Genomic DNA, 22,015 nt, shown 5'->3' with positions numbered 1-22,015 from the left:
CGCTGAATCCGGCTAAGACAATCAACTGAATGGGGGCAAGATGCTGTTTTTCGTTGTCGAGGATTTTCGCGGCTGCGACCGCAAGGAAATCTACCGGCGGTTCCGCAATCGGGGCCGGCTGAAACCGGACGCGCTTGTCGTTCACCATAGCTGGATCGCAGGCGACATGAGCCGCTGCTTCCTGCTTGTCGAGGCCGATGACGTCACGCTGCTGCAGCGTTGGGTCATCGAATGGGCCGATCTGGTGGAGTTCGAGATCGTTCCGGTAGCAACCAGCAAGGACATGGTCGCGGCCCTGGCCGGGCATCTCTGACTGCTAGGCACCGAGCGCCGGCGACCTGACCGCGCGCACGCATTCCGCGATCAGCCACTCGCGAAACGCCGCCACCACATCGCGCCTTGCGCTGCGTTCAGGGATCGTCAGGCAATAAGGCTGGCGCAATTCCAGCGCTCGGGCAACCGGCCGGACCAGCCTGCCGTCTTCCAGCGCCCGGGCGCAGTAGATGCCTTGCGCCAGCGCCACGCCCAATCCCGACATGGCGAGATCGAGTGCGGCCCGCGACGAGTTGGCCGAAAGCCCGCGCTGGGCCGACCGGCCCGGCGCGATGCCCCCCGCCTCGAGCCAGTTGCGCCAGGACGGAAAGGCAGCACCGGTCGGCCCCCAGTCGGTGTGGATCAACGGCAGGCCGGCGAGAGTTTCCGGCTTGGCTGCGCCGGCAAGGCTGGGCGCGCAGACGGGATAGACCGCATCCCGGGCGATCTCCTCGGTCGGATGCTCGCGATAGTGCCGGCCGTAGGATAGCCGGATGTCGACCATCTCATGGTCGAACGGCACAGGGTCGTCCTCGCCTCTCAGCGAAATATCCGCGGCGCCGTGGCTGGCGACAAAGCCGGCGAGGCGTTCGGAAAGCCAGCCCATCGCCATCGAAGGCGGCACCGAGATGACGAGCCTCGGCCGGAACGCATCGCCGCCTACATCCCGCGCGACGCTGCCGATTTCCTGGAAGGCCATGGTAAGCCTCGGCAACATCTCGACGCCGGCTTCGGTGAGCAGGACGCGCCGGTTGACGCGGTGGAACAACTTGCGGCCCATCTGTTCTTCCACGGTGCGGATGAGCTGGCTGACCGCCGCCGCCGAAATCGACAGCTCTTCCGCCGCTGCGGCAAAGCTGCCGCTGCGCGCCGCCGCCTCGAAGGCTTGAAGTCCGCGCAGGGAGGGAAGTGCGACCATGGCGACCCGAAAAGATAAGCTAAGCTTATCTATTTTGCAGAATTCCTCGTTTTTCGAAAGCTTTCTTTCTGCAGTACGGTAGCCTCATGAGCGCCATCGACCACACCATCGACCACCGCGACGTCATCGCCTCGCTGACCAATGAGGAGCGCAGCCGGCTGACCGGCAAGTCCGATCTGCCGGGCATCATCCAATTCGCCGTCCATCTCGGCGCCATCGTCGCTCTCGGCGCGCTGATCGCGGCCAAGGTGCCGTACTGGCCGGTTCTGATGCTGCCGCAGGGCATCCTGATCGTGTTCCTGTTCACGCTGCTGCATGAGACCGTGCATAGGACGGCCTTCGAAACGCAGTGGCTGAACGATGCCGTCGCGCGGCTCTGCAGCCTGGCGATCGCGCTGCCGGCCGACTGGTTCCGCTATTTCCATTTCGCCCATCATCGCTTCACTCAGGACCCGCAGAACGATCCGGAGCTGGCTTTCCCGAAGCCCGAGACCTTGCGACAGTACATCGTCCATGTGTCTGGCCTGCCGGTGTGGTGGGGTCATTTCAAGACGCTCTACAGAAATGCCAGCGGCCGCTGCCGGGACAGCTATGTGCCGTCGAAAGGCTTGCCGAAAGTCCAGGCCGAAGCGCGGGCGATGATCGCCTTCTACCTCGTCGTGCTGACGCTTGCGATCTCGCTCAAGGCGACAGTGCTCCTCTACATCTGGCTCGTACCGGCGCTGCTCGGGCAGCCCTTTCTCAGGCTTTATCTGTTGGCCGAGCATGGCCGCTGCCCCTTCGTCGCCAATATGCTGGAAAACACCAGGACGACGCTGACCAACTGGTTCGTGCGCAAGCTCGCCTGGAACATGCCCTACCATGCCGAGCACCACGCCTATCCGGGTGTGCCGTTCCATCAATTGCCGGCTTTTCATCGGCTGATCGCGCGGCATCTCAAAGTGGTAGAACCCGGCTATGTGAGCTTCCACGAGAAATATTTCGAGACGCTGCGCTGACCGGTGCCTGGCATCAACCGGATCGGCGAAGCTTTTCCTGCGAGCGCAGCAGGCGGCTCATCTCCGAGGCCCTGGCAGGCGCGCCGATCAGAAAACCTTGCGCCTCGCCGCAGCCGGCCTTGCGCAGCATGTCGAGCTGCGCTTCGGCCTCGACGCCTTCGGCGGTGACGGTGATGCCGAGCTCGGCGCCGAGCCCGATAACCGTGCGCACGATCGCCGCCGTGTCGCGCTTGTCGAGATCGTGGATGAAGGAGCGGTCGATCTTGATCTTGTCGACCGGGAAGCGCCGCAGATAACCGAGCGAAGAATAGCCGGTGCCGAAATCGTCGAGCGCGATGCGCACGCCGAGCCCGCGCAATTGCCCGAGCGTCCTCAGCACGCTGTCGCTCTCGTCCATCATCACCGTTTCGGTGATTTCGAGTTCCAGCCGGCTTGCTGGCAGGCCGGAAAAGGCGAGCGCCGCAATCACGCTGCGGGCGAAGCCGCCGCTCTTGATCTGGGCCGCCGAGACGTTGACCGCCATGCGCACGTCCTGCGGCCAGCCCGCCGCCACGCCGCAGGCCTTGCGCAGCGCCCAGTCGCCGAGCTGCACGATCAGCCCGGTTTCTTCGGCCGCGGCGATGAAGTCTTGCGGCGGCACCAGCCCGCGCGACGGCGAGCGCCAGCGCATCAGCGCTTCGGCGCCGACGATCTCACCGGAGGCGATGTCGAGAATCGGCTGGAAATCCAGTTCGAACTCGCGCCTCGGGAGTGCAGCTTCGAGGTCGGCCTCGAGCGCCAGGCGCTCCCGCACCATGGCATCCATGCCCGGCTCGAAGAAACGGTAGATGTTGCGCCCCTCGCTCTTGCCCCGGTAGAGCGCCATGTCGGCATTGGTGAGCAGCGTATCCGCATCCTGCCCGTCGCTGGGATAAAGCGCGATGCCGAGGCTCACCCCGACATGCATTTCGCGGCCCTTGTCGCGATAAGGCTTGCCGATCACCTCGATAATGCGCTTGGCCAGCTTTTCGGCGTCGACCGCGTTTCTGATATTGGATTGAATGATGGCGAATTCGTCGCCGCCGAAACGCGCCACCACGTCCTTGTCGCTGCGCAGGCAGCGCTGCAGGCGCTCGGCCACCCTTTTCAGCAGCCAGTCGCCGGCCGGATGCCCGAACGTATCGTTGACGGCCTTGAAGCGGTCGAGGTCGAGCGAGAAGATCGCCACCGGCGCGGCTTTGGCCTCGCTCAATGCCTGGTCCAGGCGCTCGCGGAACATCGAGCGGTTGGGCAGGTTGGTCAGCGTGTCGTGATGCGCAAGATGCGTCATGCGCTCTTCGGCGCGGCGACGCTCGGTAACATCGTCGAAGGTCACGACCCAGCCGCCGCCGCTCATCGGCTGCCGAACCACCAGAAAAGTCCTGCCGTCGGCAAGATAGCGGTAAGCCGACTGCATTTTCCCTGCTCGCAGGCAGGCTTCGGTCCTGGTGACTTCGCTGTCGACGTCGATCTTGGTGTAGATGCCGAGTTCCAGCAGTCGTTTGAGCGCGTCGCGGTGTGTCGTTCCAAAAGGGAAATCTGTCGCGGCGACGTTGTAGAGCTCGAGAAAGCGCTGATTGCGCACGATCATCTTGCCGTCGGCGTCATACATCAGCAGGCCTTGCGACATGTTGGCCAAAGCGGCGTCGAAGCGGCGATGCTGCTCCTTCAGTTCCTCTTCGGAGCGCCGCTGCACGGTCACGTCCTCGTAGATCGACACCCAGCCGCCGGAGGCCAGCGGCCGATGCGAGATGACGATGATGCGCCCGTCCGCCAGCGTCTCCTCATAAGTCGAGGGCTTGGCGCCGTCGATATAGGGTTTGCGGACGGCGTAGAGCTGCTCGGCGGTTTGCGAGGCGATGCCGATTTCGACGCTGTGCTGCAAGATGTCGAAGAAGCGAATGCCGGGCTTCGTGACTTGGGCGTCGAGGCGGAAGAGGTCGATGTAGTTTCGGTTGCAGATGATCATGCGCTCGTCGGCGTCGAACATGCACAGGCCATGCGACATGTTCTCGACGGCGGCCGAAAAGCGCTCGTTTTGTGCGCGAAGTTCCTCCGCTATTCGTCGAACCGGGCCAATACCGGTTGCCTTCCGCCTGACTGCGGCCGAACCAGCCTTGACATGAGCAACGGACATGAGCGCGCCTGCCGACCGTGACTGAACAGTTTACTGTCGTGGCCGCCGGTTAATTTAGCGTTCTTTTATTTGACGGAATTGGCAGCGAGAAAAGGCTGGCGTTTAGCTTCCAGCGCCGCGAATCGTTTCAGAAATGCCGCCTGCGCCCAGGTCACCGAGCGTGGAGTGAAGTCGAAATGGTCGGCGGAAAAGCTGCGCGGCCGGCCGAAATACTCCGTCGCCTCCGCGGTCGAGAAGCCGGCAAGCAGCGTCGCTTCGTAATAGGCGGCGATCTGGTCGGCGCGCTTGATGTCCTTGCGCAAGGTGGAACCGAGCTCGGCCGGCAGCGAGAAACGTTGATGGATGGCGCGCTGCAGCCTGAGCTCGCAGTCCTTGTAGGAGCCGCCCATCACCGATTTGAAGGGGGAGATCATGTCGCCGATGACATATTCGGGCGCGTCGTGCAGCAGCGCCGCGAGCCGCGCCTCGGCGGAGGCGGCCGGCACCAGCTCACCATAGAGTGCCTCGACCAGCAGCGAATGCTGAGCCACCGAAAAGGCGTGCTCGCCGCTGGTCTGGCCGTTCCAGCGGGCGACGCGGGCGAGGCCATGCGCGATGTCGGCGATCTCGATGTCGAGCGGCGAGGGGTCGAGCAGGTCGAGCCGCCGGCCGGACAGCATGCGCTGCCAGGCGCGCGGCGGCGCTCCCGCCCTGTCGGCCGCCATCAGGCCTCCTCCGCGCTGACGGTGTCTTGCGGGAAGGAGAATTTCGCCCAGCCCGGGATGGCGAGCGTCACCGGGACGTCGCCGGCCATGATCGGGTCGCGGGCATCGAGCGCTGCCTTGACGCGGTCGATGCGGGCGATGGCGAGGCCGCGTCCGCCGCTTACCGAACCCAGCGTGCCGACCGGCCGGCCGGCGACGGTGAGCTCGGTACCGGTCGCAGGCAGGGAACCCCCGGCTGTGGCGACCAGCACGCGGCGTCGCGCGGTGCCGCGATGCTGCATGCGCGAGACGACTTCCTGGCCGACATAGCAACCTTTCTTGAAGCCGACGCCGCCGGTCTCGTCGAGCAGAACGTCATGTGGGAAAGCGTCACCGAGCTGGTAGTCGCTGCCGCTTTCGGCGATGCCGTTGGCGATACGCAGGGCCTGCCATGCGCCGGCATCGCCGCTGTCCTGAACTGCGCCCTCATATTTGCGCCTGACCTCCACCTCGCGGAAGCGCGTGTCGGCGAGGGAAGTTGAATTGGCAAGTGAGGCGGTTGAATCATCGCCCCATGCAACCGTGACAAGCGCCTGATCCTGCTTGGCAATCTCGGCCTTTGCCCTCAGCCGGTAAAGCATCAGCCGGCGCACGAAGTCATCGGCTATGTCGGTCCGGCATTCCAGCCGGAAGCCGTTCTCGCCGGCGCGAGAGATGAGAAAATCGAACAGGATCTTGCCTTGCGGCGAAAGCAGCGCGCCGGGCTTTGCCTCGCCGGCGCCGAGCGCATCGAGATCGGTGGTGAGGATGTTTTGCAAAAAATGTTCGGCATCCTGGCCTGACACGGAAATGAGCGCGCGGTCTTTCAGCAGGGCAAAGGGCATGGGCGTGAAGTCGGCCTGATCTTGCAAAAATGATGGTCATTACGTAAGCCGGCCACACTCCCCCCGCAAGAGATTGGACCAGTCCATGGCAACCACCTTCGACCTCATCCTGACAGGCGGCACGGTAGTCAACCATGACGGTGAAGGCCGGCGCGATGTCGGCGTGAAGGCCGGGCGTATTGCCGCGATAGGGGATCTCGGCCAAGCGTCGGCCGGCGAGACGATCGATTGCACGGGCCTGCACATCCTGCCCGGCGTCGTCGACAGCCAGGTGCATTTCCGCGAGCCGGGACTGGAGCACAAGGAAGATCTGGAAACCGGGTCTCGCGCCGCGGTTTTGGGCGGCGTCACCGCGGTCTTCGAGATGCCCAACACCAATCCGCTGACCACCAGCGAGGCGGCCCTTGCCGACAAGGTGCGGCGCGCCACCGCCCGCATGCATTGCGACTTCGCTTTCTGGGTTGGCGGCACGCGCGACAATGCCGGCGATGTCGGCGAGCTCGAACGCCTGCCAGGAGCTGCCGGCATAAAAGTCTTCATGGGCTCGTCCACCGGCGACCTGCTGGTCGAGGACGACGAAGGCGTCGCCTCCATCCTGCGCAATACCCGCCGCCGCGCCGCTTTCCACTCCGAGGACGAGTTCCGTCTGCGCGAGCGGCTCGGTCTGCGCGTCGAGGGCGATCCCTCGTCGCATCCTGTCTGGCGCGACGAGATCGCGGCGCTGCGCTGCACCGAGCGCCTGGTGCGCATCGCGAGACAGACGCGCGCGCGCATCCATGTGCTGCACATCTCGACGGCCGAGGAGATCGTTTTCCTCGAGCGGCATAAGGACGTCGCTACATGCGAGGCGACGCCGCATCACCTGACGCTCTCAGCTGACGATTATGCGCGGCTCGGCACGCTGATCCAGATGAACCCGCCGGTGCGCGCGGCGCGCCACCGCGACGGCGTCTGGCACGGCATCGAGCAAGGGATCGTCGATGTCCTGGGGTCCGACCACGCGCCGCACACGCTGGCCGAGAAGGCCAAGCCTTATCCTGCCTCGCCTTCGGGCATGACGGGCGTGCAGACGCTGGTGCCGATCATGCTCGACCATGTCAACGCCGGCCGGCTCACTTTGCAGCGTTTCGTCGATCTCTCCAGTCACGGTCCGCAGCGCATCTTCGGCATGGCGGGAAAGGGCCGCATTGCCGCCGGCTACGACGCCGATTTCACCGTCGTAGACCTGAAGCGCCGCGAGACCATCACCAACGCGCAGGCTGGCTCCAAGGCGGGCTGGACGCCCTATGACGGCAAAGAGGTCACCGGCTGGCCGGTCGGCACCATCGTGCGCGGCAACCGGGTAATGTGGGACGGCGAGATCGTCACGCCCGGCCAGGGCAGGGCGGTGGAGTTTTCCGAGGCGCTGGCGGCTTAGGCCACGTTGGATTTCTTAAGCGCGCCCTGCATTATGAGTGCCTGCAGCTGCGAGAACTTGCCCTGGTCGATTTTCTTCTTGCAAATGCCGACGGTGGGAGCCGATGCGATTCCGGCTCTGCGAGAGGAGGCAAACCGCATATGGCCGCAGACCAAAATTGGCAAGGGATGAGCTTCTGGCTCAATCCCCGGCGACGAAGAACAGCCACTGGCCGGCGGGCGTGATGCCGACGCGATAGAAGATATAGGCGCCGAACTGCTTCATGTCGTCATAGTCGCTTGCGGTGACGAGTTTGAACAGCTCGACGCGCTGCCTGGGATCCAGCTTGTCGAGCGGCAGCGCGAAGAAATACGGCCAGACATAGAGCTCCTGCGGCGTGCCGGTGTCGACATGGACATAGCCGGCGCTGAGCACCTCTTCCAAAATGGCGAGAATCTCTTGGCCGTCGCCGTCGCCGGAGAGTCCCTTGAGGAAAGCGACCGGGTCGCCCTCGATGTCGCCGAGCGATAGCTGCGTCATGGATTCGCCCGAGCCGATCAGCGGCCGAAGTTTCTCGATATCGCCGCTCTTGCAGGCCTCGATGATCAGGCCGTGCATGCGTTTGACCGGCTCGGGAAGCTTGTCGAGGTCGTAGACGACGGGCGGCGGCGGCGAATCCGGGTCGGAGCGCGGGCTGGTGATGCCGCCGCTGCCGGTTGGCGCTTCGGGCGCGCTCTTGTCCGTCTCGTCGGCCGGCTGGCTGTTGTCGGAGGGTTTGGTGCCGGGCGCGGCCGGCATTGGCACGGTGGTCCCCGGAGCGGTCGTTTCGTCACTGGTGGACGGAGTGACCGGCGAAGGCAACTCCTCGCGTTGGATCTCGCTTAGCGCATAGCAAGGCGTGCTGGCGAGGCAGATTGCCAATGGCCCGGCGCAGGAAGCAGTGATCCAGATGCCGAGGGCCAGCCCGCGCGGCCTGCCTGCCAACGAAAATCTCACCCCTTGCCTCTCCATGGTTCCGGGCTCGCTAGGGCAATTCCAGAAAACTGTGCAATGGTTTCCGTCCGGAATTGCGAAAAACTAATGGCTAGGCGGCGGGTATGATGCCGAAACGGCGCGTCGCCGTCAAAAGCAGCCAAAGCGGGCGGGCTAGTGCCTGAGCCGTTCCGGCTCGAACGCGCCGGAGATCACCTTTTCGCGCATGCGGTCGAGCAGGGCCAGCGCTGAGGTCTCACCATTGGCGCGCAGCATCTCGCCGAAGGCGGTTTCCAGCGCAGCCTCGGCGATGATTTCGGGCTCGATGCCGGCCGACAATCCTTCCGCCCAGGCTTCACTGTGGCTCTCCACGGCGGTCAGGCGCTTTTCTTCCCTGACCAACGCGTCGATGTCGCTGACGCCATGTTCCATTGCGATGTCCACCTTTTCAAGCGTCGGTCCGGCAAGGCACCGGGCTTGACTTGCCAGTTCATGCGCTGCTCGTACAAGTGCTTGTAAATACGACATTTCTGCAGTCGCAATCTACATATCGAGCAAGGCTGCGATCAATTCCGACCGAGCTTAGCCGATTAGACCAGCTTGCGGCATTAAAACCTTCAGTTTGAGTTAATTCCGCATTTGTCCACTAACGTTTCATTAACATTGTTGCACAAGCGCAACAGATGATTGCACCAAGGCGCAGCCTGATACAATAAGGCCGGCCACATTGGAGCGATTTGTCGGTGGATAGTCGCGATCGATGCCGGTCCTCAATTCCCGTAGCGGGAAGCGATATCGCGCGACAGCGTCTCGCCTTCCTTCATGTAGCGGGCAATGGCCTCGGTGGCCGAAGGCGTGCACTGCGTGTAGGTGCCGCTGAAGGAGCGGTAGCCGCGATTGAAGGAGGCGATGAAGCGGGCGCGCCGGTTGGGATCGGGATTTTCCGACTCGAGCAGCTTTTCCATCTCCAGCCGCCACTGGTCGCCTTTCTCGCCGCAGAGATTGCGCAGGAAATGCAGCGAACCCAGCACCTCGGCAAGCCGCATCAGCCCGGGCTCGAACGGCGCCTCGGCCGGCGACGCCGGCTGCACCGTGACGGCCATGCTGATGGCGAGGCTTGCGGCGAGAAAGGGGGAGGCGCGGGTCATCAGGGCCTTGCGATGGAAGAGCAAGGCTTTGTGGCGAAACATTTTGTCGCCTGCAAGGCCATTCTGGGGTCACCGCTCGGCGGCTTGCACAGGGCCAAGCAACTCCTCGGCAACTTCAAACACATCGCCCGCCAGCGGCATCGCCGCCATTTCCGCCAGCGTGTAGAACGCCGCCGTCTCGGCGTCATCGCTCGCTGCCGGCTCGCCGCCGACATAGGCCGCGCCGAACACCGTCAGCAGATAGTCGACCGCGTGGTGCTCAGCGCGGCCGTCGATATGGATGTCGCGCAGCGGGTGGTAATCCTTCGCCTGGAGCCCCGTTTCCTCCTTGAGTTCGCGCGCCGCGGCTTGCGCCAGCGTCTCGCCCGGCTCGACCTTGCCGCCGGGATACGCGTAGAGCCCTTGCGAAGGCGGCCGCGCCCGCTTGACAAGCAGCACCGTCTTGCCGCGCACGACGGCGACGGAGACTGCCGGGATAATCTTGCGAACCTTGTTCATGCGTTGCGAATCGCGCCGGCTGCCGGCTTGGTTGTGGACCGGACAGCTTTAGCGGTTGCGGCGCGGCGGTTCCATCGCCACTTTCATGGCGATCCCGACCGAAGAGCCAATCCATGTGCGGACGCTTTGCCCTGACCGCCTCGCCGGACCAGACCGCCGCCATTCTTGGCCTGGCGGAGCTGGAGGCGTTTCCGGCCCGCTACAATATCGCTCCGACGCAGCCGGTGCTGATGGCTTTCGCCAGTCCGCCAAGAGCGCCAGGCTCCAACCTGCCAGACCGCCAGGCGATGCTGGTGCGCTGGGGCCTGATCCCGACTTGGGTCAAGGATACGAAGGAATTTCCGCTGCTCTTCAACGCGCGCTCGGAAGGCGTGCTGCAGAAGGCCTCGTTCAAGACCGCCATGCGCCATCGCCGGGCCCTTGTGCCGGCCTCCGGCTTTTATGAATGGCAGCAGTCGGGTAGCGCCAAGGGCCAGCCCTACTGGATCCAGCCGCGGCGGGGCGGGGTGATCGCCTTCGCCGGTCTGATCGAGACCTATGCCGAGCCGGGCGGTTCCGAGATGGACACCGGCGCGATCCTCACCACGCGGGCCAACGCCGGCACCGCCCATATCCACGACCGCATGCCGGTGGTGATCGAGGAACGCGATTTCGCCCGCTGGTTGGATTGCCGCACGCAGGAGCCGCGCGACGTGCTCGACCTCCTCAAGCCCGCCGAGCCCGATTTCTTCGAGGCGATTCCGGTTTCCGACCTCGTCAACAAGGTCGCCAACACCGGGCCGGAGATTCAGGAGCGGGGCATGGTCGGGCCTCAGCCCGACAAGGTCAGGCGCCAGAAACCCGGCGCGGACGAAAACCAGATGACCCTGTTTTAGCGAAGGCTGCTAGCGGAGGCCTTCATCTCCAGGGCGAGCATTGGCGTCGCCCTCATTGCCGGCACCCCGATCATCGGAGACTGCGCCGGTCCTGCCGTTTCAAGCGGCGCGCGGCGAGATGATCTTCTGCGCCGGCTTCTTCTTCTTCGCGGTGTGAAGAAGGGCTGCGACGATGGCCGCAGGGCCGATCGCGCGGTAGTGGCTGGCGAGCGGCTGCTGCGCCGGTCGGCTTTGTTCTTGCTTACTTCGAGGCATTGTTCTCTTCCCTGGTAACGTTTTCGTGTCTGGGTTTGGTGGTCGATTCGGACCAAATCGTGACGTTTGGCGGTCTAGTCCGATAATGTTTCATCACTGTGCCGAGATGCTTAATAAAATGTTTCGGCCCGTTTTTACCTGTGATGGAACGACAGCTTTCCCGAGTTGAGCGACTTGACGGCAACACCTGCGGACGCGATAAAGCCGGGCATGAAAACGTCTTTCGCCATTTGTGGCATTTGCATTATTGGCTAGCCTCGCGCTGGTCCGGACGTTTTCGCCTTATCTTCCCCTAGATTGGACAAACGCCCCGGCCAGCAGGCTGGAGCCCGATTTGCGCCCGCGCGCGGGGAGGCTCCGTCCAACATAAGGGATCGGAAGAGCACGAATGTCTGACGCATCGAAGGGCCTCAGCCTTTACAACACGCTGACGCGGGCGAAGGAGCGTTTCGTTCCGATCGATCCGCAAAACGTGCGCATGTATGTTTGCGGCCCGACGGTCTACGACTTTGCCCATATCGGCAACGCGCGGCCGGCGATCGTCTTCGACGTGCTGTTCCGTTTGCTGCGCCAACTCTATGGCGAAAAGCACGTCACGTATGTGCGCAACATCACGGATGTCGATGACAAGATAAATGCGCGCGCCCTGCGCGATTTCGGCGCCGAGATCGAAGTCGGGACGCTTTCGCTGAACGACGCGATCCGGCGCGTCACCGAAAAGACCGCCGACCAGTACCACAAAGATGTCGCGGCACTCGGCTGTTTGGAGCCGACCCACGAGCCGCGGGCGACCGAATTCGTCGCGCCCCGCGCCGACGGCAAGGCCGACATGCTGTCGCTGATTGCGCAGCTGATCGAGCGCGGCCACGCCTATGTCGCCGGGGCGAGGTGCTCTTCGACACCGCCTCGATGCCCGATTATGGCGAGCTTTCGAAGCGCAATCTCGACGAGCAGCAGGCCGGCGCCCGCATCGCGGTCGACGCCCACAAGAAGAACCCCGGCGATTTCGTTTTATGGAAACTCTCGACGCCGGAAGAGCCCGGCTGGGAAAGCCCGTGGGGCAGGGGCCGTCCGGGCTGGCACATCGAATGCTCGGCCATGTCGGCCGCCTATCTCGGCGAGATCTTCGACATCCATGGCGGCGGCCTCGACCTGATCTTCCCGCATCACGAGAACGAGATCGCCCAGTCGCGCTGCGCCCACGGCACCAAAGTCATGGCCAATGTCTGGATGCACAACGGCTTCCTTCAGGTCGAGGGCCAGAAAATGTCGAAGAGCCTCGGCAATTTCTATTCGATCCATGAGCTCTTGGAGACCGAGACTTTCGGCGGCAGGAAGTGGCCGGGCGAGGTGCTGCGGCTGGCGATGCTGATGACGCATTACCGCGAGCCGATCGACTTTTCCGTGCGCAAGCTGGAGGAGGCGGAAAACACGCTGCGCAAATGGAAGCGTGCGGCCGATCTAGCGCCCGCGGCGGCGAGGGACCTCCCGGCAGACGTGCTGGAGGCGTTGTCCGACGACCTCGCCACCTACGCTGCCTTCCAGCGATTGACCCAGCTTGCCGGCGAGGCGGTGGAGTTCACTGGCGCCGGCGAGAACGCCGCCGCGGCTTCGCTGAAAGCGGCGCTTGCCTTCCTCGGCTTCGACGTCGGCGCAGCGAAGGTGGACGAGGAAGCGATTGCTGCGGCGATCGCCAGGCGTATGAGGTTCATCGCCGATAAGAATTGGCCCGAAGGCGACCGCATCCGCGACGAGCTTCTGGCGCAGGGCGTTCAGCTCAAGGACGGCAAGGATCCTCTCACCGGCCAGCGGGTGACGACCTGGGAGATCAAGCGGTGAGGGTGGCGCAGGGGATCGTTTCAGGACTGGCGGAGGCGCCGGTGAGGTCCAATCTCCCCCTTGCGGGGGAGATGTCCGGCAAGACAGAGGGGGGTGCGAAGGAACTCCAGGGTTTGAGTTTTCCCACTCACACACCCGCTATTTCCTAGGAGGGCAGCACTCTCTCGTTGCTGCGTCGGCGGGACAGCACCCCCTCTGTCCTGCCGGACATCTCCCCCGCAAGGGGGGAGATTAGCTCGGGCGTGCGATTTCGTTAATCGCAAACGTGAGGGCGTGTAGCTATGGGCCACGACCTCGTTCCATCCCGTCAGCGCAATAACGCCAAGTCCATGCGGCGTGCCATGACGGATGCCGAGCTGAAACTTTGGAACGAGTTGCGTGCCCACCGCTTGATGGGCATGAGCTTCCGGCGGCAGGTGCCGATCGGACCTTATATCGTTGATTTCGCGTGCTCGGCCCATCGCCTCATAGTCGAGGTCGATGGCAGCCAGCATGGCGATGCGGAACACTTAAACCGTGACGAGGCAAGAAGTGGCTATCTAGCTGCAAGCGGCTGGACCATCCTGCGCTTCTGGAACGACGACGTGATCCGCGATATCGACAATGTCTGCCAGCACATCATCATTGCGGCCGGCCTGGCCGGCGCCGAAGTGCCGGAGACCGCAACGCAGGAGCTCGTTCCATGATCGATCATCTCGGCATCAGCGTTTCCGATTTCGAAAAGTCCAAGGCGTTCTACGACAAGGCGATGGCGCCGCTTGGCGCTTCGCTGCTCTACATGGTGCCGGAGGAATATACCGCCGGCGCCAAGGTCGGCGGCTATGGCCGCGACCGGCCGGTGTTCTGGCTGAGCGCGGGCAAGGAGAAGCCGAAGGACCATCAGCATGTCGCCTTCACCGCGCGCAGCCGCGCCGAGGTCGACGCCTTCCATGCCGCGGCCCTTGCGGCCGGCGGCAAGGACAATGGCGGGCCGGGGCTGCGTCCGCATTACCACCCCAATTATTACGGCGCCTTCGTCTTCGATCCCGACGGCAACAATGTCGAGGCGGTCTGCCATGATCCGGAGTGAGCTCGATGGGAGGGATCGATGAGCCTTGATAACCGGCCGGTCTATACGGGCGGGTGCCAGTGCGGCGCCGTGCGTTTCCGCGTTGAGGGCGCCCTGGGCGATGCCTCGGTCTGCCATTGCCGCATGTGCCAGAAGGCGAGCGGCAATTTCTATCTGCCGCTGGTCTCGGTGCGCGGCGCCAGGCTGGACTGGACGCGCGGCGAGCCGAAGCGCTTCCGCTCGTCCAGCGCGGCATGGCGCGGCTTCTGCGCCGAATGCGGCACGCCGCTGACCTTCGAGGCGCCGGACGGCGTGGCGCTGGCGATCGCCGCCTTCGACGACCCGGCCGGCATCGCGCCAACCATCCAGTGGGGCGTCGAAGCGAAGCTTCCCTATGTCGACGGCGTTTCGAAACTGCCCTCCGAGGAGACGATGGGCGATATTTCGTCGGCGCCTTATCTCGCCGAGCTCGTCTCCTATCAACATCCCGATCACGACACGGACCAATGGCCGCCGGAGGAAAAACCATGACCGATGAAATTCGAACCGGCGGCTGCCAGTGCGGCGCCGTGCGCTTCCGCGTCCACGGCAAGCTCGGGCGCCCGTCCATCTGCCATTGCCGCATGTGCCAGAAACAGTTCGGCAATTTCTTTGGCGCCCTGGTGACGGTGCCGAAGGATGGCATCGAATGGACCCATGAGGAGCCGAGCTATTTCCAGTCCTCGGTCAACATCGATCGCGGCTTCTGCCGCCGCTGCGGCACGCCGCTCACCTACCGCCAGCCGGGCGGGCTGGAGATCGCCATCGGTGCCTTCGACGATCGTTCGGACTTGGCGCCGCAGATCCAGGTCAACTACGCGGTGCGGCTGCCCTGGGTGGAGAAGATCTTCGAGGCGCCGGTCCACGACGACCCCGACTACTATCGACGGCAGGAGCAGATCATCTCCTTCCAGCATCCCGATCACGAGACGGCCAACTGGCCGCAGCAGGGACTGAAACTATGACGATCCACAGCAGCTCCTTGCGCACGCTCTATCCCGAGATCGAGCCGTCCGAAACAGGCATGCTCGATGTCGGTGATGGCCACACCATCTATTGGGAGCGCTGCGGCACCAAAGGCGCCAAGCCAGCCGTGTTCCTGCATGGCGGCCCTGGAGGCACGATCTCGCCGAAACACCGGCGGCTGTTTGATCCGAAACTCTACGACGTCATCCTGTTCGACCAGCGCGGCTGCGGCAAGTCGACGCCCAACGCCTCGCTGGAAGCCAACACCACCTGGCATCTCGTCGCCGACATCGAACGCCTGCGCGAGGTGGCGGGCTTCGACAAATGGCTGGTGTTCGGCGGCTCGTGGGGCTCGACGCTGGCGCTGGCCTATGCCGAAACGCATCCCGAGCGCGTCAGCGAGCTCGTCGTGCGCGGCATCTATACGCTCACCCGCGCCGAGCTCGAATGGTACTATCAGTTCGGCGTCTCCGAGATGTTTCCCGACAAGTGGGAACGTTTTTTGGCGCCGATCCCCGAGGCCGAGCGCGGCGACATGATGGCCGCCTACCGCAAGCGGCTGGTGGGCACCGACCGCAAGGCGAAGGTCGAGGCGGCGCTTGCCTGGAGTCTGTGGGAAGGCGAGACGATCACGCTTTTGCCGGAGCCGGAAACCAGCACGCCTTTCGGCCAGGACGACTATGCCATCGCCTTCGCTCGCATCGAGAACCACTATTTCGTCCATGCCGGCTGGCTGGAAGAAGGACAGCTGCTGCGCGATGCCTGGAAGCTGAAGGACATCCCCGGCACCATCGTCCACGGCCGCTACGACATGCCGTGCCCGGCGCGCTATGCCTGGGCCCTGCACAAGGCCTGGCCGAAGGCGGATTTCCACCTCATCGAAGGCGCCGGCCACTCGTATTCGGAGCCGGGGATTCTGGACCGGCTGATTCGGGCGACGGATAAATACGCCGGCAAATAACCATGCAGGTTTTGTGCTCTACGGCGCCCCCGGCGCGAAGGATCGCGACTTTTCGAGCTATAGCCATGATGAAGCAACGCCTCTACCTCTTCGACACCACGCTGCGCGACGGCCAGCAGACGCCGGGCATCGACTTTTCCGTCGAGGACAAGATCGCGATCGCCAAGCTGCTCGACGAATTCGGCATCGACTATGTCGAGGGCGGCTATCCCGGTGCCAACCCGACCGACACCGCCTTCTTCCATCAGAAGCGCACGGAAAGCGCGAAATTCGTCGCCTTCGGCATGACCAAGCGGGCAGGGGTTTCGGCCTCCAACGATCCGGGGCTGGCGGCGCTGGTGCAATCGAAGTCGGACGCGATCTGCTTCGTCGCCAAGAGCTGGGACTATCACGTACGCGTGGCGCTTGGCTGCACCAACGAGGAGAACCTTGACTCGATAAAAGTCTCGGTCCAGACGGCCGCCGCCGCCGGCAAGGAGGCGATGGTCGACTGCGAGCATTTCTTCGACGGCTTCAAGGCCAATCCGGCTTACGCGCTGGCCTGCGCCAAGACGGCCTATGATGCCGGGGCGCGCTGGGTGGTGCTATGCGACACCAATGGCGGCACGCAGCCTTCGGAAGTGCGGGCCATCGTCGAGAAGGTGATCGCGGGCGGCATCCCTGGCGACCATCTCGGCATTCATGCCCATGACGACACCGGCCAGGCGGTGGCGAATTCCCTTGCCGCCGTTGAGGCCGGTGTGCGCCAGATCCAGGGCACGCTGAACGGCATCGGTGAGCGCTGCGGCAACGCCAATCTGGTCACAATCATCCCGACGCTCGCGCTCAAGCCGGCCTTCGCCGATCGCTTCGAGACAGGCATTTCGGCCGAAGCACTGACCGGCATTTCGCGGCTCTCCCGCGCTTTCGACGAGTTGCTCAACCGCGCGCCGGAAGCTCAGGCGCCCTATGTCGGCTCATCCGCCTTCGCCACCAAGGCGGGTATCCATGCCTCGGCGCTGGCCAAAGAGCCGGCGACTTACGAGCATGTGCCGCCGGAAGCCGTGGGCAACCGCCGCCGTGTCATGGTCTCCGACCAGGGCGGCAAGGCCAATTTCCTCGCCGAATTGAAGCGGCGCGGCATCGACGTGCCGAAGGACGACAGCCGGCTCGACGCGCTCATCGCCATCGTCAAGGAGCGCGAGGCCGAAGGCTACGCCTATGAGGGCGCCGACGCCTCCTTCGAGCTCTTGGCCCGCAAGATGCTGCACGGCCTGCCGGAGTTCTTCAACGTCACCTCGTTCCGCTGCATGGTCGAGCGCCGCTTCGATGCCAATGGCAACCTGAAGACCGTGTCCGAGGCGATCGTGAAGGTGATGGTCGACGGCGAGGAGAAGATGTCGGTGGCCGAAGGCCACGGCCCGGTCAACGCGCTCGACATCGCGCTGCGCAAGGATCTCGGCAAGTATCAGAACGAGATCGTCGACCTCGAGCTCGCCGACTTCAAGGTGCGCATTCTCAACGGCGGCACCGAAGCCATCACCCGAGTGCTGATCGAATCGCACGATTCCACCGGCGCCCGCTGGTGGACGGTCGGCGTATCGGAAAACATCATCGACGCCTCCTTCCAGGCGCTGATGGATTCAATCATCTACAAGCTGATGAAGAACCGCGAGATGGCAGGACTGGTCGCGGCAGAGTAGGTTGAACCATCATCAAAAGTCCATTGATCCATCAGAATTTTGCGATGGTCTTGGACGATCCGCTGGGCCATAGCGTTGGGCCATGGTCACCGCAACAGCCGATCTCGATCAAGATGCCAAGGCCCGCCGCGGCTTCCTTTTGGCGCTCGGCGCCTATTTCCTCTGGGGGCTGTTGCCCTTCTACATGAAAGCGGTGGCGCACCTGCCTCTGATCGAGGTGATCTCGCACCGGATCGTTTGGTCGGTGCCGATCGCCGCTGCCGTGCTGGTTTGGGCCGGCCGCACCGCCGACTTTAAGGCCGCGATCCGCTCGCCAAAAAGCCTCGCCATGGCGGCGCTGACGGCGACGCTCATCTCGGTCAACTGGGGCATCTATGTCTGGGCGATCGCAGTCGACCGCACGGTCGAGACGGCGCTCGGCTACTATATCAACCCGCTGGTCAGCGTGGTGGTCGGCGCCGTTCTCCTCGGCGAACGGCTCGACCGGCTGCAGATCGCGGCGGTGGCGCTGGCCGCCATTGCGGTGACCGTGCTTACTGTCGAGGCCGGCAAATTACCCTGGGTATCGCTGGCATTGGCCTTCTCCTTCGCCGCCTACGGCTTCTTCCGCAAGACGCTGCCGATCGGGCCGAGCCAGGGCTTTCTGCTTGAAGTTCTTTTGCTGTCGGTGCCGGCGCTTTGCTACATTGCCTACCTGATCGCCGCGGGACAGGACCATTTCATCTCCAGCACCGGCGCCGACACCGCGCTGCTGATCGGCTGCGGCCCGGTGACCGCGGTGCCGCTTCTGCTCTTTGCCTTCGGCGCCAGGCTTTTGCGCCTCTCCACCATCGGCATCATGCAATATATCGCGCCGACGATGGTGTTCCTGATCGCCGTCCTGATCTTCGATGAGCCGTTCGGCACCACGCAGGCCATAGCTTTCGCCCTTATCTGGACTGCGCTGGCCATGTACAGCTGGTCGATGTTCAGAGGGCGCGAGGTTCGCCAGGCGGGTCCCGCGACGAGGTGAGGGCGGCAAATGTACCAGCTTTATATCGGCAACAAGAACTATTCGTCCTGGTCGCTGCGGCCTTGGCTGCTGATGCGGACCCTCGACATTCGCTTCGAGGAGCGGCTGACGCCGTTCCCGACCGGTTCAAGTTTCAGCCTCTTCCGGTCATTCTCGCCGAATGGCCGCGTACCCTGCCTGGTCGACGATGGCTGGGCGGTGTGGGATTCGCTCTCGATCGTCGAATATCTGGCAGAGCGTCATCGAGGCGTCTGGCCGGCCGATGCGAAAGCGCGCGCATGGGCGCGCTCCGCCGCCGCCGAAATGCATTCGAGCTTTACCGCGCTGCGCAATGACTGCCCGATGAGCTGTGGCGTGCGCGTCAAGCTGGCATCGATGTCCGATGCGCTGAAGCACGATCTCTTCCGCCTGGGCGACTTGTGGAACGACGGCCTTGCGCGCTTCGGCGGACCGTTCCTAGCCGGAGACCACTTCACCGCGGTCGATGCTTTCTTCGCTCCGGTCGTTTTCCGGGCACAGTCCTATGGACTGGCATTCGAGGGCGCCGCCGCTGCTTATCCCAAGCGGTTGCTCGATCTGCCTGCCATGCGCGAATGGTATGCGGCCGGTCTCGCCGAGACATGGCGCGAGCCGGACCATGAGGCGGAAGTCCGCGCGGCCGGTACGGTCGTCGAGGATCTGCGCGCAAGCGCATAGGACGCTAAACCCGGCCCAGCCGCCGCACGACCATGTAGACGATCCCGGCGACGCCGAGCGCCGTGTCGACCAGCGGCAGCCCCCCGCCATTTGACGCCGAACAGGCCGGAGATGATGGTCATCGGCAGCAGCACCGCGGTCATGACGGAAGGATGTAGAGCAGCTGGTTCGACCGCTCGGTCAGCTTCGCCATTGACTCGTCCTGCAGCTGCTCGCCGTCATGATGCAGCGGATGCGCGCGGCCTTGCCGCCATATCGCCGATCGCTTCCGTTAGGATAAGCCTCCACGTCTGAGCGAGCCGCTGCCGCTCAGACCAGATAAGATGGGCCGCCCATGAAAGGGAAAGCCCGCCCCTGGCAATCTGGGACGGGCTGGCCTTCGCTAGCAGCCTTCGGTGGTCTTTTTCATCTGGCCAGGCGCGGCCGTTTTCGCATCGGTATCCTGCTGTCCGGGAGCTGCCTGCTTCGCGCTGCCGGTCTGCTGGCCAGGCGCGCAGTCCTTTGCCGAATTGGTCGCGCCCGTGGTGGTCGAGTCGGTGTCCTGTGTGCTGGGTGTCGTTGTCGTGGTGGTCGTCGTCGTGGACGATCCGCTGGTGGTGCTGCTGGATTGCGCCATCGCAAGGCCGGCGGACATGGCCACAATGGCTGAAGCGAGAAGAAGCCGTTTCATTCATCATCTCCTGGAAGCGGCAATGTCCCTTCTGTTATGAAACAGCGAAAGGAAGCGGCGGTTCCCTTGGCTGTAGCCGGTGGTGACCAGGAAGGAGCCGGTGCTCTACCGGACGAGGCCGAGCGTGACCCGAGCGCCGGCAGGCGCCTGCGCGAAGGCAAGTCCAGCCCGCGGCTGGCGCCAGTGATAAAAGCATCGAGACTGAACAGTCCTACTCCTGCTGTCCCGCCAACGCCGCCTGAACGGCCGCCATTCCGGGATCGCGACCCTTGAGCAGATCGTCGATCGACCATGGCGCGGCAATGTCGGGCTCCAGCGTCTTGAGCGCAACCGGCTTGCGGCCCTTGCCTTTGTCGATGGTGGCGACAAGCACGGGCGTCGTGCCCGTGGCGGAACTCGGTTGCGCCATGCCGACGAAACAATCGGCGTAGGCCTTGCAGCCGTTTTGAAGGTCATAGCGCTGCGTCGCGGACTGCAGCACGACGCCCGAATGCGGCAGCGTCACCTGCTGCTGATCGGCGAAGAACATCATGCGGTCGCCGGGCGCTTCGCCGACCAGTGTGACCCTGTCCCCGCCAGCCTGCTTGAGATAGGCGACGTCGACAATTCCCGCCGAAAAGGTAATCGGGCTTTCCAGCACGAACAGCCGTCCCGGTGGGCTGACGCGGGACGGCCAGGAACTGAGCGCATCGCGGGTCAGCATCAAGTTGCCGCCGGTGTTGAAGCGCATGTCGAGGACGAGGTTCTTGCGGCCGAGGCGGACCCGGGCGGCTTCGACCTCAGCCAGGAAATCGGCGATCTTCCCGGTCTTGCCGTCGACGTTGCGCCTGATCTCGGCGACGACGCCATCGAGTTCGGGCGCATCGCGCCAGCGGAACGGCTGTTCCTGATCCTGCAGCGGCCAGGGCGCGCGGCCCTTGGGAAAAATCTTCACCCAGTCGCGGCGCTGCGGCTCCGGGTTGAGCTTGCGGTCGATGATGCGGCCGTCGGGCGTCTGGAAACGAAAGGTCGCGTCACCGGCGGCATTGGCGAGCCCGAGCGCATGGAGCAGGTCGGGCCGGACGATCGCGTCGGTCGCCTCGATGTCGCGCCATGCCGCCACGCCGCCATGCAGGCTGCGCAGCGCCGAGGAGACTTCAGCAGCCGGATGGCCGTCGATGCCGGCGAGTCGGCTGCCCAGCAGATCGCCGTTTTGCGGACTGGCCGCTATGACGTAGAAGGCGCCGCCGATCGGCAGCAAAGACATCGCCACACCATTGGCGCGCGGCAGCTTGCAGGTCGTGTGACCATTGTCGGCCAGCGCCGCGATCTGGCAGAGATGAACGGTGAACATCGCCGCATCGATCGAGCCCGCAGCTGCGTCCAGGGCCTGCAGGCGAAGTTCCGCTTCCGCGCGGGCGGCTTGCGAGTAGGATCGGTCGACCTCGAGAAAGTCATGGCGGAAGACTTTCAGATCCTCGACCTGTGCGTCATGCGAGGTGACCCCGTCCGGACTTTGCGCGGTCGCGTGGCCGAGCGCCAACAGGCTGAGCAGGGGCAAGGCGAGCAGCCGGGCAAAGGTCATGGCTTCCCTCTCGATCGCGATCCGGCCCGCTGCCGATAAAGCTGAGGAATAGGGCAGCTTCGCACGTCGCTGCGTTCACATCTTTGCGAGCGGGCTGGAGTGGGGTCCCGCTCGGAGGCTGCGGTTTTGCGCCGGGACGGGAACGACGTCCGACCGTCGAAAGGCGGTCCGCCGCGCGGGCCGGGTTCACCCCGTTAAAGCCTTGTCATCATTGGCCGGCGCGGCGCGGCCGGTCACTCTCACGCGATGGGGGCACGGTCCCCGAACAGTTCGCCCGGGCGCGCATTTTTGAGTGTGGTCTTCAACCTAACCCATTCAATTCTTACGGGAATTTAATGTCGGGCGCAATTGCATGGCCAGGTTCCGGCGTTATGTTCCCGGCCGGATTGCGTCTTGGGCCAGTGACGCTGGCCAAGGACGTGGTCGACCTGGCCGCTTGCGGT

The 22,015-nt window shown here is 64.1% G+C and carries 23 protein-coding genes and 1 pseudogene; 13 read left to right on the top strand and 11 right to left on the bottom strand.

Annotation, left to right across the window (positions count from 1 at the left end; translation table 11 throughout):
* Positions 1-40 precede the first annotated feature (40 nt).
* Positions 41-313 (top strand): DUF3303 family protein, encoded by a 273-nt coding sequence (locus EJ078_RS05590; RefSeq protein ID WP_127216105.1) that lies wholly within the window; start codon positions 41-43, stop codon positions 311-313.
* A gap of 3 nt (positions 314-316) precedes the next feature.
* On the opposite strand, the gene EJ078_RS05585 is transcribed toward EJ078_RS05590, so the two are convergent.
* Complete coding sequence (locus EJ078_RS05585; RefSeq protein ID WP_127403688.1) at positions 317-1,231, bottom strand: LysR substrate-binding domain-containing protein; 915 nt, start codon at positions 1,229-1,231, stop codon at positions 317-319.
* Positions 1,232-1,338: 107 nt separating this feature from the next.
* Here EJ078_RS05585 and EJ078_RS05580 point away from each other — a divergent pair, with 107 nt between their 5' ends.
* Positions 1,339-2,229, top strand: coding sequence for a fatty acid desaturase family protein (locus tag EJ078_RS05580; protein ID WP_127216109.1), 891 nt, complete (start codon positions 1,339-1,341; stop codon positions 2,227-2,229).
* Between the two features lie 13 nt (positions 2,230-2,242).
* On the opposite strand, the gene EJ078_RS05575 is transcribed toward EJ078_RS05580, so the two are convergent.
* The 3 genes from EJ078_RS05575 to EJ078_RS05565 form a co-directional block, all read right to left on the bottom strand.
* Positions 2,243-4,384, bottom strand: a complete 2,142-nt coding sequence (locus tag EJ078_RS05575; protein WP_208721093.1) for an EAL domain-containing protein — start codon at positions 4,382-4,384, stop codon at positions 2,243-2,245.
* Between the two features lie 65 nt (positions 4,385-4,449).
* Positions 4,450-5,088, bottom strand: coding sequence for an HD family hydrolase (locus tag EJ078_RS05570; protein WP_095781517.1), 639 nt, complete (start codon positions 5,086-5,088; stop codon positions 4,450-4,452).
* Positions 5,088-5,951 (bottom strand): folate-binding protein YgfZ, encoded by an 864-nt coding sequence (locus EJ078_RS05565; protein ID WP_127216102.1) that lies wholly within the window; start codon positions 5,949-5,951, stop codon positions 5,088-5,090. Before EJ078_RS05565 ends, EJ078_RS05570 begins: the two co-directional genes overlap by 1 nt.
* Positions 5,952-6,036: 85 nt before the next feature.
* Here EJ078_RS05565 and EJ078_RS05560 point away from each other — a divergent pair, with 85 nt between their 5' ends.
* Positions 6,037-7,368, top strand: a complete 1,332-nt coding sequence (locus EJ078_RS05560; protein WP_127216101.1) for a dihydroorotase — start codon at positions 6,037-6,039, stop codon at positions 7,366-7,368.
* 180 nt (positions 7,369-7,548) lie between these two features.
* Here EJ078_RS05560 and EJ078_RS05555 read toward each other — a convergent pair whose 3' ends face one another.
* The 4 genes from EJ078_RS05555 to EJ078_RS05540 form a co-directional block, all read right to left on the bottom strand.
* On the bottom strand, positions 7,549-8,343 hold the full coding sequence (locus tag EJ078_RS05555; protein WP_095800109.1) for a hypothetical protein: 795 nt from the start codon (positions 8,341-8,343) through the stop codon (positions 7,549-7,551).
* A gap of 150 nt (positions 8,344-8,493) precedes the next feature.
* On the bottom strand, positions 8,494-8,751 hold the full coding sequence (locus EJ078_RS05550; protein ID WP_066997401.1) for a hypothetical protein: 258 nt from the start codon (positions 8,749-8,751) through the stop codon (positions 8,494-8,496).
* Positions 8,752-9,089: 338 nt separating this feature from the next.
* Complete coding sequence (locus EJ078_RS05545) at positions 9,090-9,467, bottom strand: TIGR02301 family protein (protein ID WP_066998125.1); 378 nt, start codon at positions 9,465-9,467, stop codon at positions 9,090-9,092.
* A 69-nt stretch (positions 9,468-9,536) separates the two neighbouring features.
* Complete coding sequence (locus EJ078_RS05540) at positions 9,537-9,965, bottom strand: NUDIX hydrolase (RefSeq protein WP_127215599.1); 429 nt, start codon at positions 9,963-9,965, stop codon at positions 9,537-9,539.
* 113 nt (positions 9,966-10,078) lie between these two features.
* Here EJ078_RS05540 and EJ078_RS05535 point away from each other — a divergent pair, with 113 nt between their 5' ends.
* Positions 10,079-10,840, top strand: coding sequence for an SOS response-associated peptidase (locus EJ078_RS05535; protein ID WP_095800108.1), 762 nt, complete (start codon positions 10,079-10,081; stop codon positions 10,838-10,840).
* A 99-nt stretch (positions 10,841-10,939) separates the two neighbouring features.
* Here EJ078_RS05535 and EJ078_RS05530 read toward each other — a convergent pair whose 3' ends face one another.
* Positions 10,940-11,095 carry a hypothetical protein gene (locus EJ078_RS05530; RefSeq protein ID WP_082953737.1) on the bottom strand — a complete coding sequence of 52 codons (156 nt, stop codon included), beginning with the start codon at positions 11,093-11,095 and terminating at the stop codon, positions 10,940-10,942.
* Between the two features lie 388 nt (positions 11,096-11,483).
* Between EJ078_RS05530 and cysS the strand changes: the two are divergent.
* The 9 genes and pseudogenes from cysS to EJ078_RS05485 all read left to right on the top strand — a co-directional run bounded on the left by cysS (position 11,484) and on the right by EJ078_RS05485 (position 19,338).
* Positions 11,484-12,934 (top strand): annotated as a pseudogene (gene cysS, locus EJ078_RS05525) (cysteine--tRNA ligase).
* A 281-nt stretch (positions 12,935-13,215) separates the two neighbouring features.
* Positions 13,216-13,620 carry a DUF559 domain-containing protein gene (locus tag EJ078_RS05520; RefSeq protein ID WP_127215597.1) on the top strand — a complete coding sequence of 135 codons (405 nt, stop codon included), beginning with the start codon at positions 13,216-13,218 and terminating at the stop codon, positions 13,618-13,620.
* A complete protein-coding gene (locus EJ078_RS05515) occupies positions 13,617-14,003 on the top strand; it encodes a VOC family protein (RefSeq protein WP_066997387.1) in 387 nt (128 codons plus the stop codon). The genes EJ078_RS05520 and EJ078_RS05515 overlap by 4 nt, the downstream gene beginning before the upstream one ends.
* Positions 14,004-14,021: 18 nt before the next feature.
* Positions 14,022-14,513, top strand: coding sequence for a GFA family protein (locus EJ078_RS05510; protein ID WP_095800104.1), 492 nt, complete (start codon positions 14,022-14,024; stop codon positions 14,511-14,513).
* The gene (locus tag EJ078_RS05505) at positions 14,510-14,986 is read left to right on the top strand and encodes a GFA family protein (RefSeq protein ID WP_095800329.1); all 477 of its coding nucleotides are present in this window, start codon (positions 14,510-14,512) and stop codon (positions 14,984-14,986) included. The genes EJ078_RS05510 and EJ078_RS05505 overlap by 4 nt, the downstream gene beginning before the upstream one ends.
* On the top strand, positions 14,983-15,948 hold the full coding sequence (pip, locus tag EJ078_RS05500) for a prolyl aminopeptidase (RefSeq protein WP_127215596.1): 966 nt from the start codon (positions 14,983-14,985) through the stop codon (positions 15,946-15,948). The genes EJ078_RS05505 and pip overlap by 4 nt, the downstream gene beginning before the upstream one ends.
* Before the next feature lie 65 nt (positions 15,949-16,013).
* The gene (gene cimA / locus EJ078_RS05495) at positions 16,014-17,630 is read left to right on the top strand and encodes a citramalate synthase (protein WP_127215595.1); all 1,617 of its coding nucleotides are present in this window, start codon (positions 16,014-16,016) and stop codon (positions 17,628-17,630) included.
* A gap of 82 nt (positions 17,631-17,712) precedes the next feature.
* Positions 17,713-18,642 (top strand): EamA family transporter RarD, encoded by a 930-nt coding sequence (gene rarD / locus EJ078_RS05490; protein WP_095800101.1) that lies wholly within the window; start codon positions 17,713-17,715, stop codon positions 18,640-18,642.
* Positions 18,643-18,651: 9 nt separating this feature from the next.
* The gene (locus tag EJ078_RS05485; protein ID WP_127215594.1) at positions 18,652-19,338 is read left to right on the top strand and encodes a glutathione S-transferase family protein; all 687 of its coding nucleotides are present in this window, start codon (positions 18,652-18,654) and stop codon (positions 19,336-19,338) included.
* Positions 19,339-19,720: 382 nt separating this feature from the next.
* Here the strand turns inward: EJ078_RS05485 and EJ078_RS05480 are convergent, their stop codons facing one another.
* Both EJ078_RS05480 and EJ078_RS05475 read right to left on the bottom strand, forming a co-directional pair.
* The gene (locus EJ078_RS05480) at positions 19,721-20,008 is read right to left on the bottom strand and encodes a hypothetical protein (protein WP_095800099.1); all 288 of its coding nucleotides are present in this window, start codon (positions 20,006-20,008) and stop codon (positions 19,721-19,723) included.
* Between the two features lie 211 nt (positions 20,009-20,219).
* On the bottom strand, positions 20,220-21,572 hold the full coding sequence (locus EJ078_RS05475; protein ID WP_095800098.1) for a hypothetical protein: 1,353 nt from the start codon (positions 21,570-21,572) through the stop codon (positions 20,220-20,222).
* Positions 21,573-22,015 lie beyond the last annotated feature (443 nt).

Source organism: Mesorhizobium sp. M1A.F.Ca.IN.022.06.1.1 (genome assembly GCF_003952605.1).
Taxonomy (GTDB): domain Bacteria; phylum Pseudomonadota; class Alphaproteobacteria; order Rhizobiales; family Rhizobiaceae; genus Mesorhizobium.
The sequence above is the reverse complement of the archived record's forward strand: the minus strand, read 5'-3'. Positions and strand labels throughout refer to the sequence as shown.

Coding starts and splice junctions, on each gene's coding strand:
- EJ078_RS05485 (WP_127215594.1), top strand. CDS start 18,652: ATGTACCAGCTTTATATCGGCAACAAGAACTATTCGTCCTGGTCGCTG.
- cimA (WP_127215595.1), top strand. CDS start 16,014: ATGATGAAGCAACGCCTCTACCTCTTCGACACCACGCTGCGCGACGGC.
- rarD (WP_095800101.1), top strand. CDS start 17,713: ATGGTCACCGCAACAGCCGATCTCGATCAAGATGCCAAGGCCCGCCGC.
- EJ078_RS05530 (WP_082953737.1), bottom strand. CDS start 11,095: ATGCCTCGAAGTAAGCAAGAACAAAGCCGACCGGCGCAGCAGCCGCTC.
- EJ078_RS05575 (WP_208721093.1), bottom strand. CDS start 4,384: ATGTCCGTTGCTCATGTCAAGGCTGGTTCGGCCGCAGTCAGGCGGAAG.
- pip (WP_127215596.1), top strand. CDS start 14,983: ATGACGATCCACAGCAGCTCCTTGCGCACGCTCTATCCCGAGATCGAG.
- EJ078_RS05505 (WP_095800329.1), top strand. CDS start 14,510: ATGACCGATGAAATTCGAACCGGCGGCTGCCAGTGCGGCGCCGTGCGC.
- EJ078_RS05560 (WP_127216101.1), top strand. CDS start 6,037: ATGGCAACCACCTTCGACCTCATCCTGACAGGCGGCACGGTAGTCAAC.
- EJ078_RS05475 (WP_095800098.1), bottom strand. CDS start 21,572: ATGACCTTTGCCCGGCTGCTCGCCTTGCCCCTGCTCAGCCTGTTGGCG.
- EJ078_RS05520 (WP_127215597.1), top strand. CDS start 13,216: ATGGGCCACGACCTCGTTCCATCCCGTCAGCGCAATAACGCCAAGTCC.
- EJ078_RS05540 (WP_127215599.1), bottom strand. CDS start 9,965: ATGAACAAGGTTCGCAAGATTATCCCGGCAGTCTCCGTCGCCGTCGTG.
- EJ078_RS05565 (WP_127216102.1), bottom strand. CDS start 5,951: ATGCCCTTTGCCCTGCTGAAAGACCGCGCGCTCATTTCCGTGTCAGGC.
- EJ078_RS05570 (WP_095781517.1), bottom strand. CDS start 5,088: ATGGCGGCCGACAGGGCGGGAGCGCCGCCGCGCGCCTGGCAGCGCATG.
- EJ078_RS05510 (WP_095800104.1), top strand. CDS start 14,022: ATGAGCCTTGATAACCGGCCGGTCTATACGGGCGGGTGCCAGTGCGGC.
- EJ078_RS05550 (WP_066997401.1), bottom strand. CDS start 8,751: ATGGAACATGGCGTCAGCGACATCGACGCGTTGGTCAGGGAAGAAAAG.
- EJ078_RS05590 (WP_127216105.1), top strand. CDS start 41: ATGCTGTTTTTCGTTGTCGAGGATTTTCGCGGCTGCGACCGCAAGGAA.
- EJ078_RS05535 (WP_095800108.1), top strand. CDS start 10,079: ATGTGCGGACGCTTTGCCCTGACCGCCTCGCCGGACCAGACCGCCGCC.
- EJ078_RS05585 (WP_127403688.1), bottom strand. CDS start 1,231: ATGGTCGCACTTCCCTCCCTGCGCGGACTTCAAGCCTTCGAGGCGGCG.
- EJ078_RS05515 (WP_066997387.1), top strand. CDS start 13,617: ATGATCGATCATCTCGGCATCAGCGTTTCCGATTTCGAAAAGTCCAAG.
- EJ078_RS05480 (WP_095800099.1), bottom strand. CDS start 20,008: ATGAAACGGCTTCTTCTCGCTTCAGCCATTGTGGCCATGTCCGCCGGC.
- EJ078_RS05545 (WP_066998125.1), bottom strand. CDS start 9,467: ATGACCCGCGCCTCCCCCTTTCTCGCCGCAAGCCTCGCCATCAGCATG.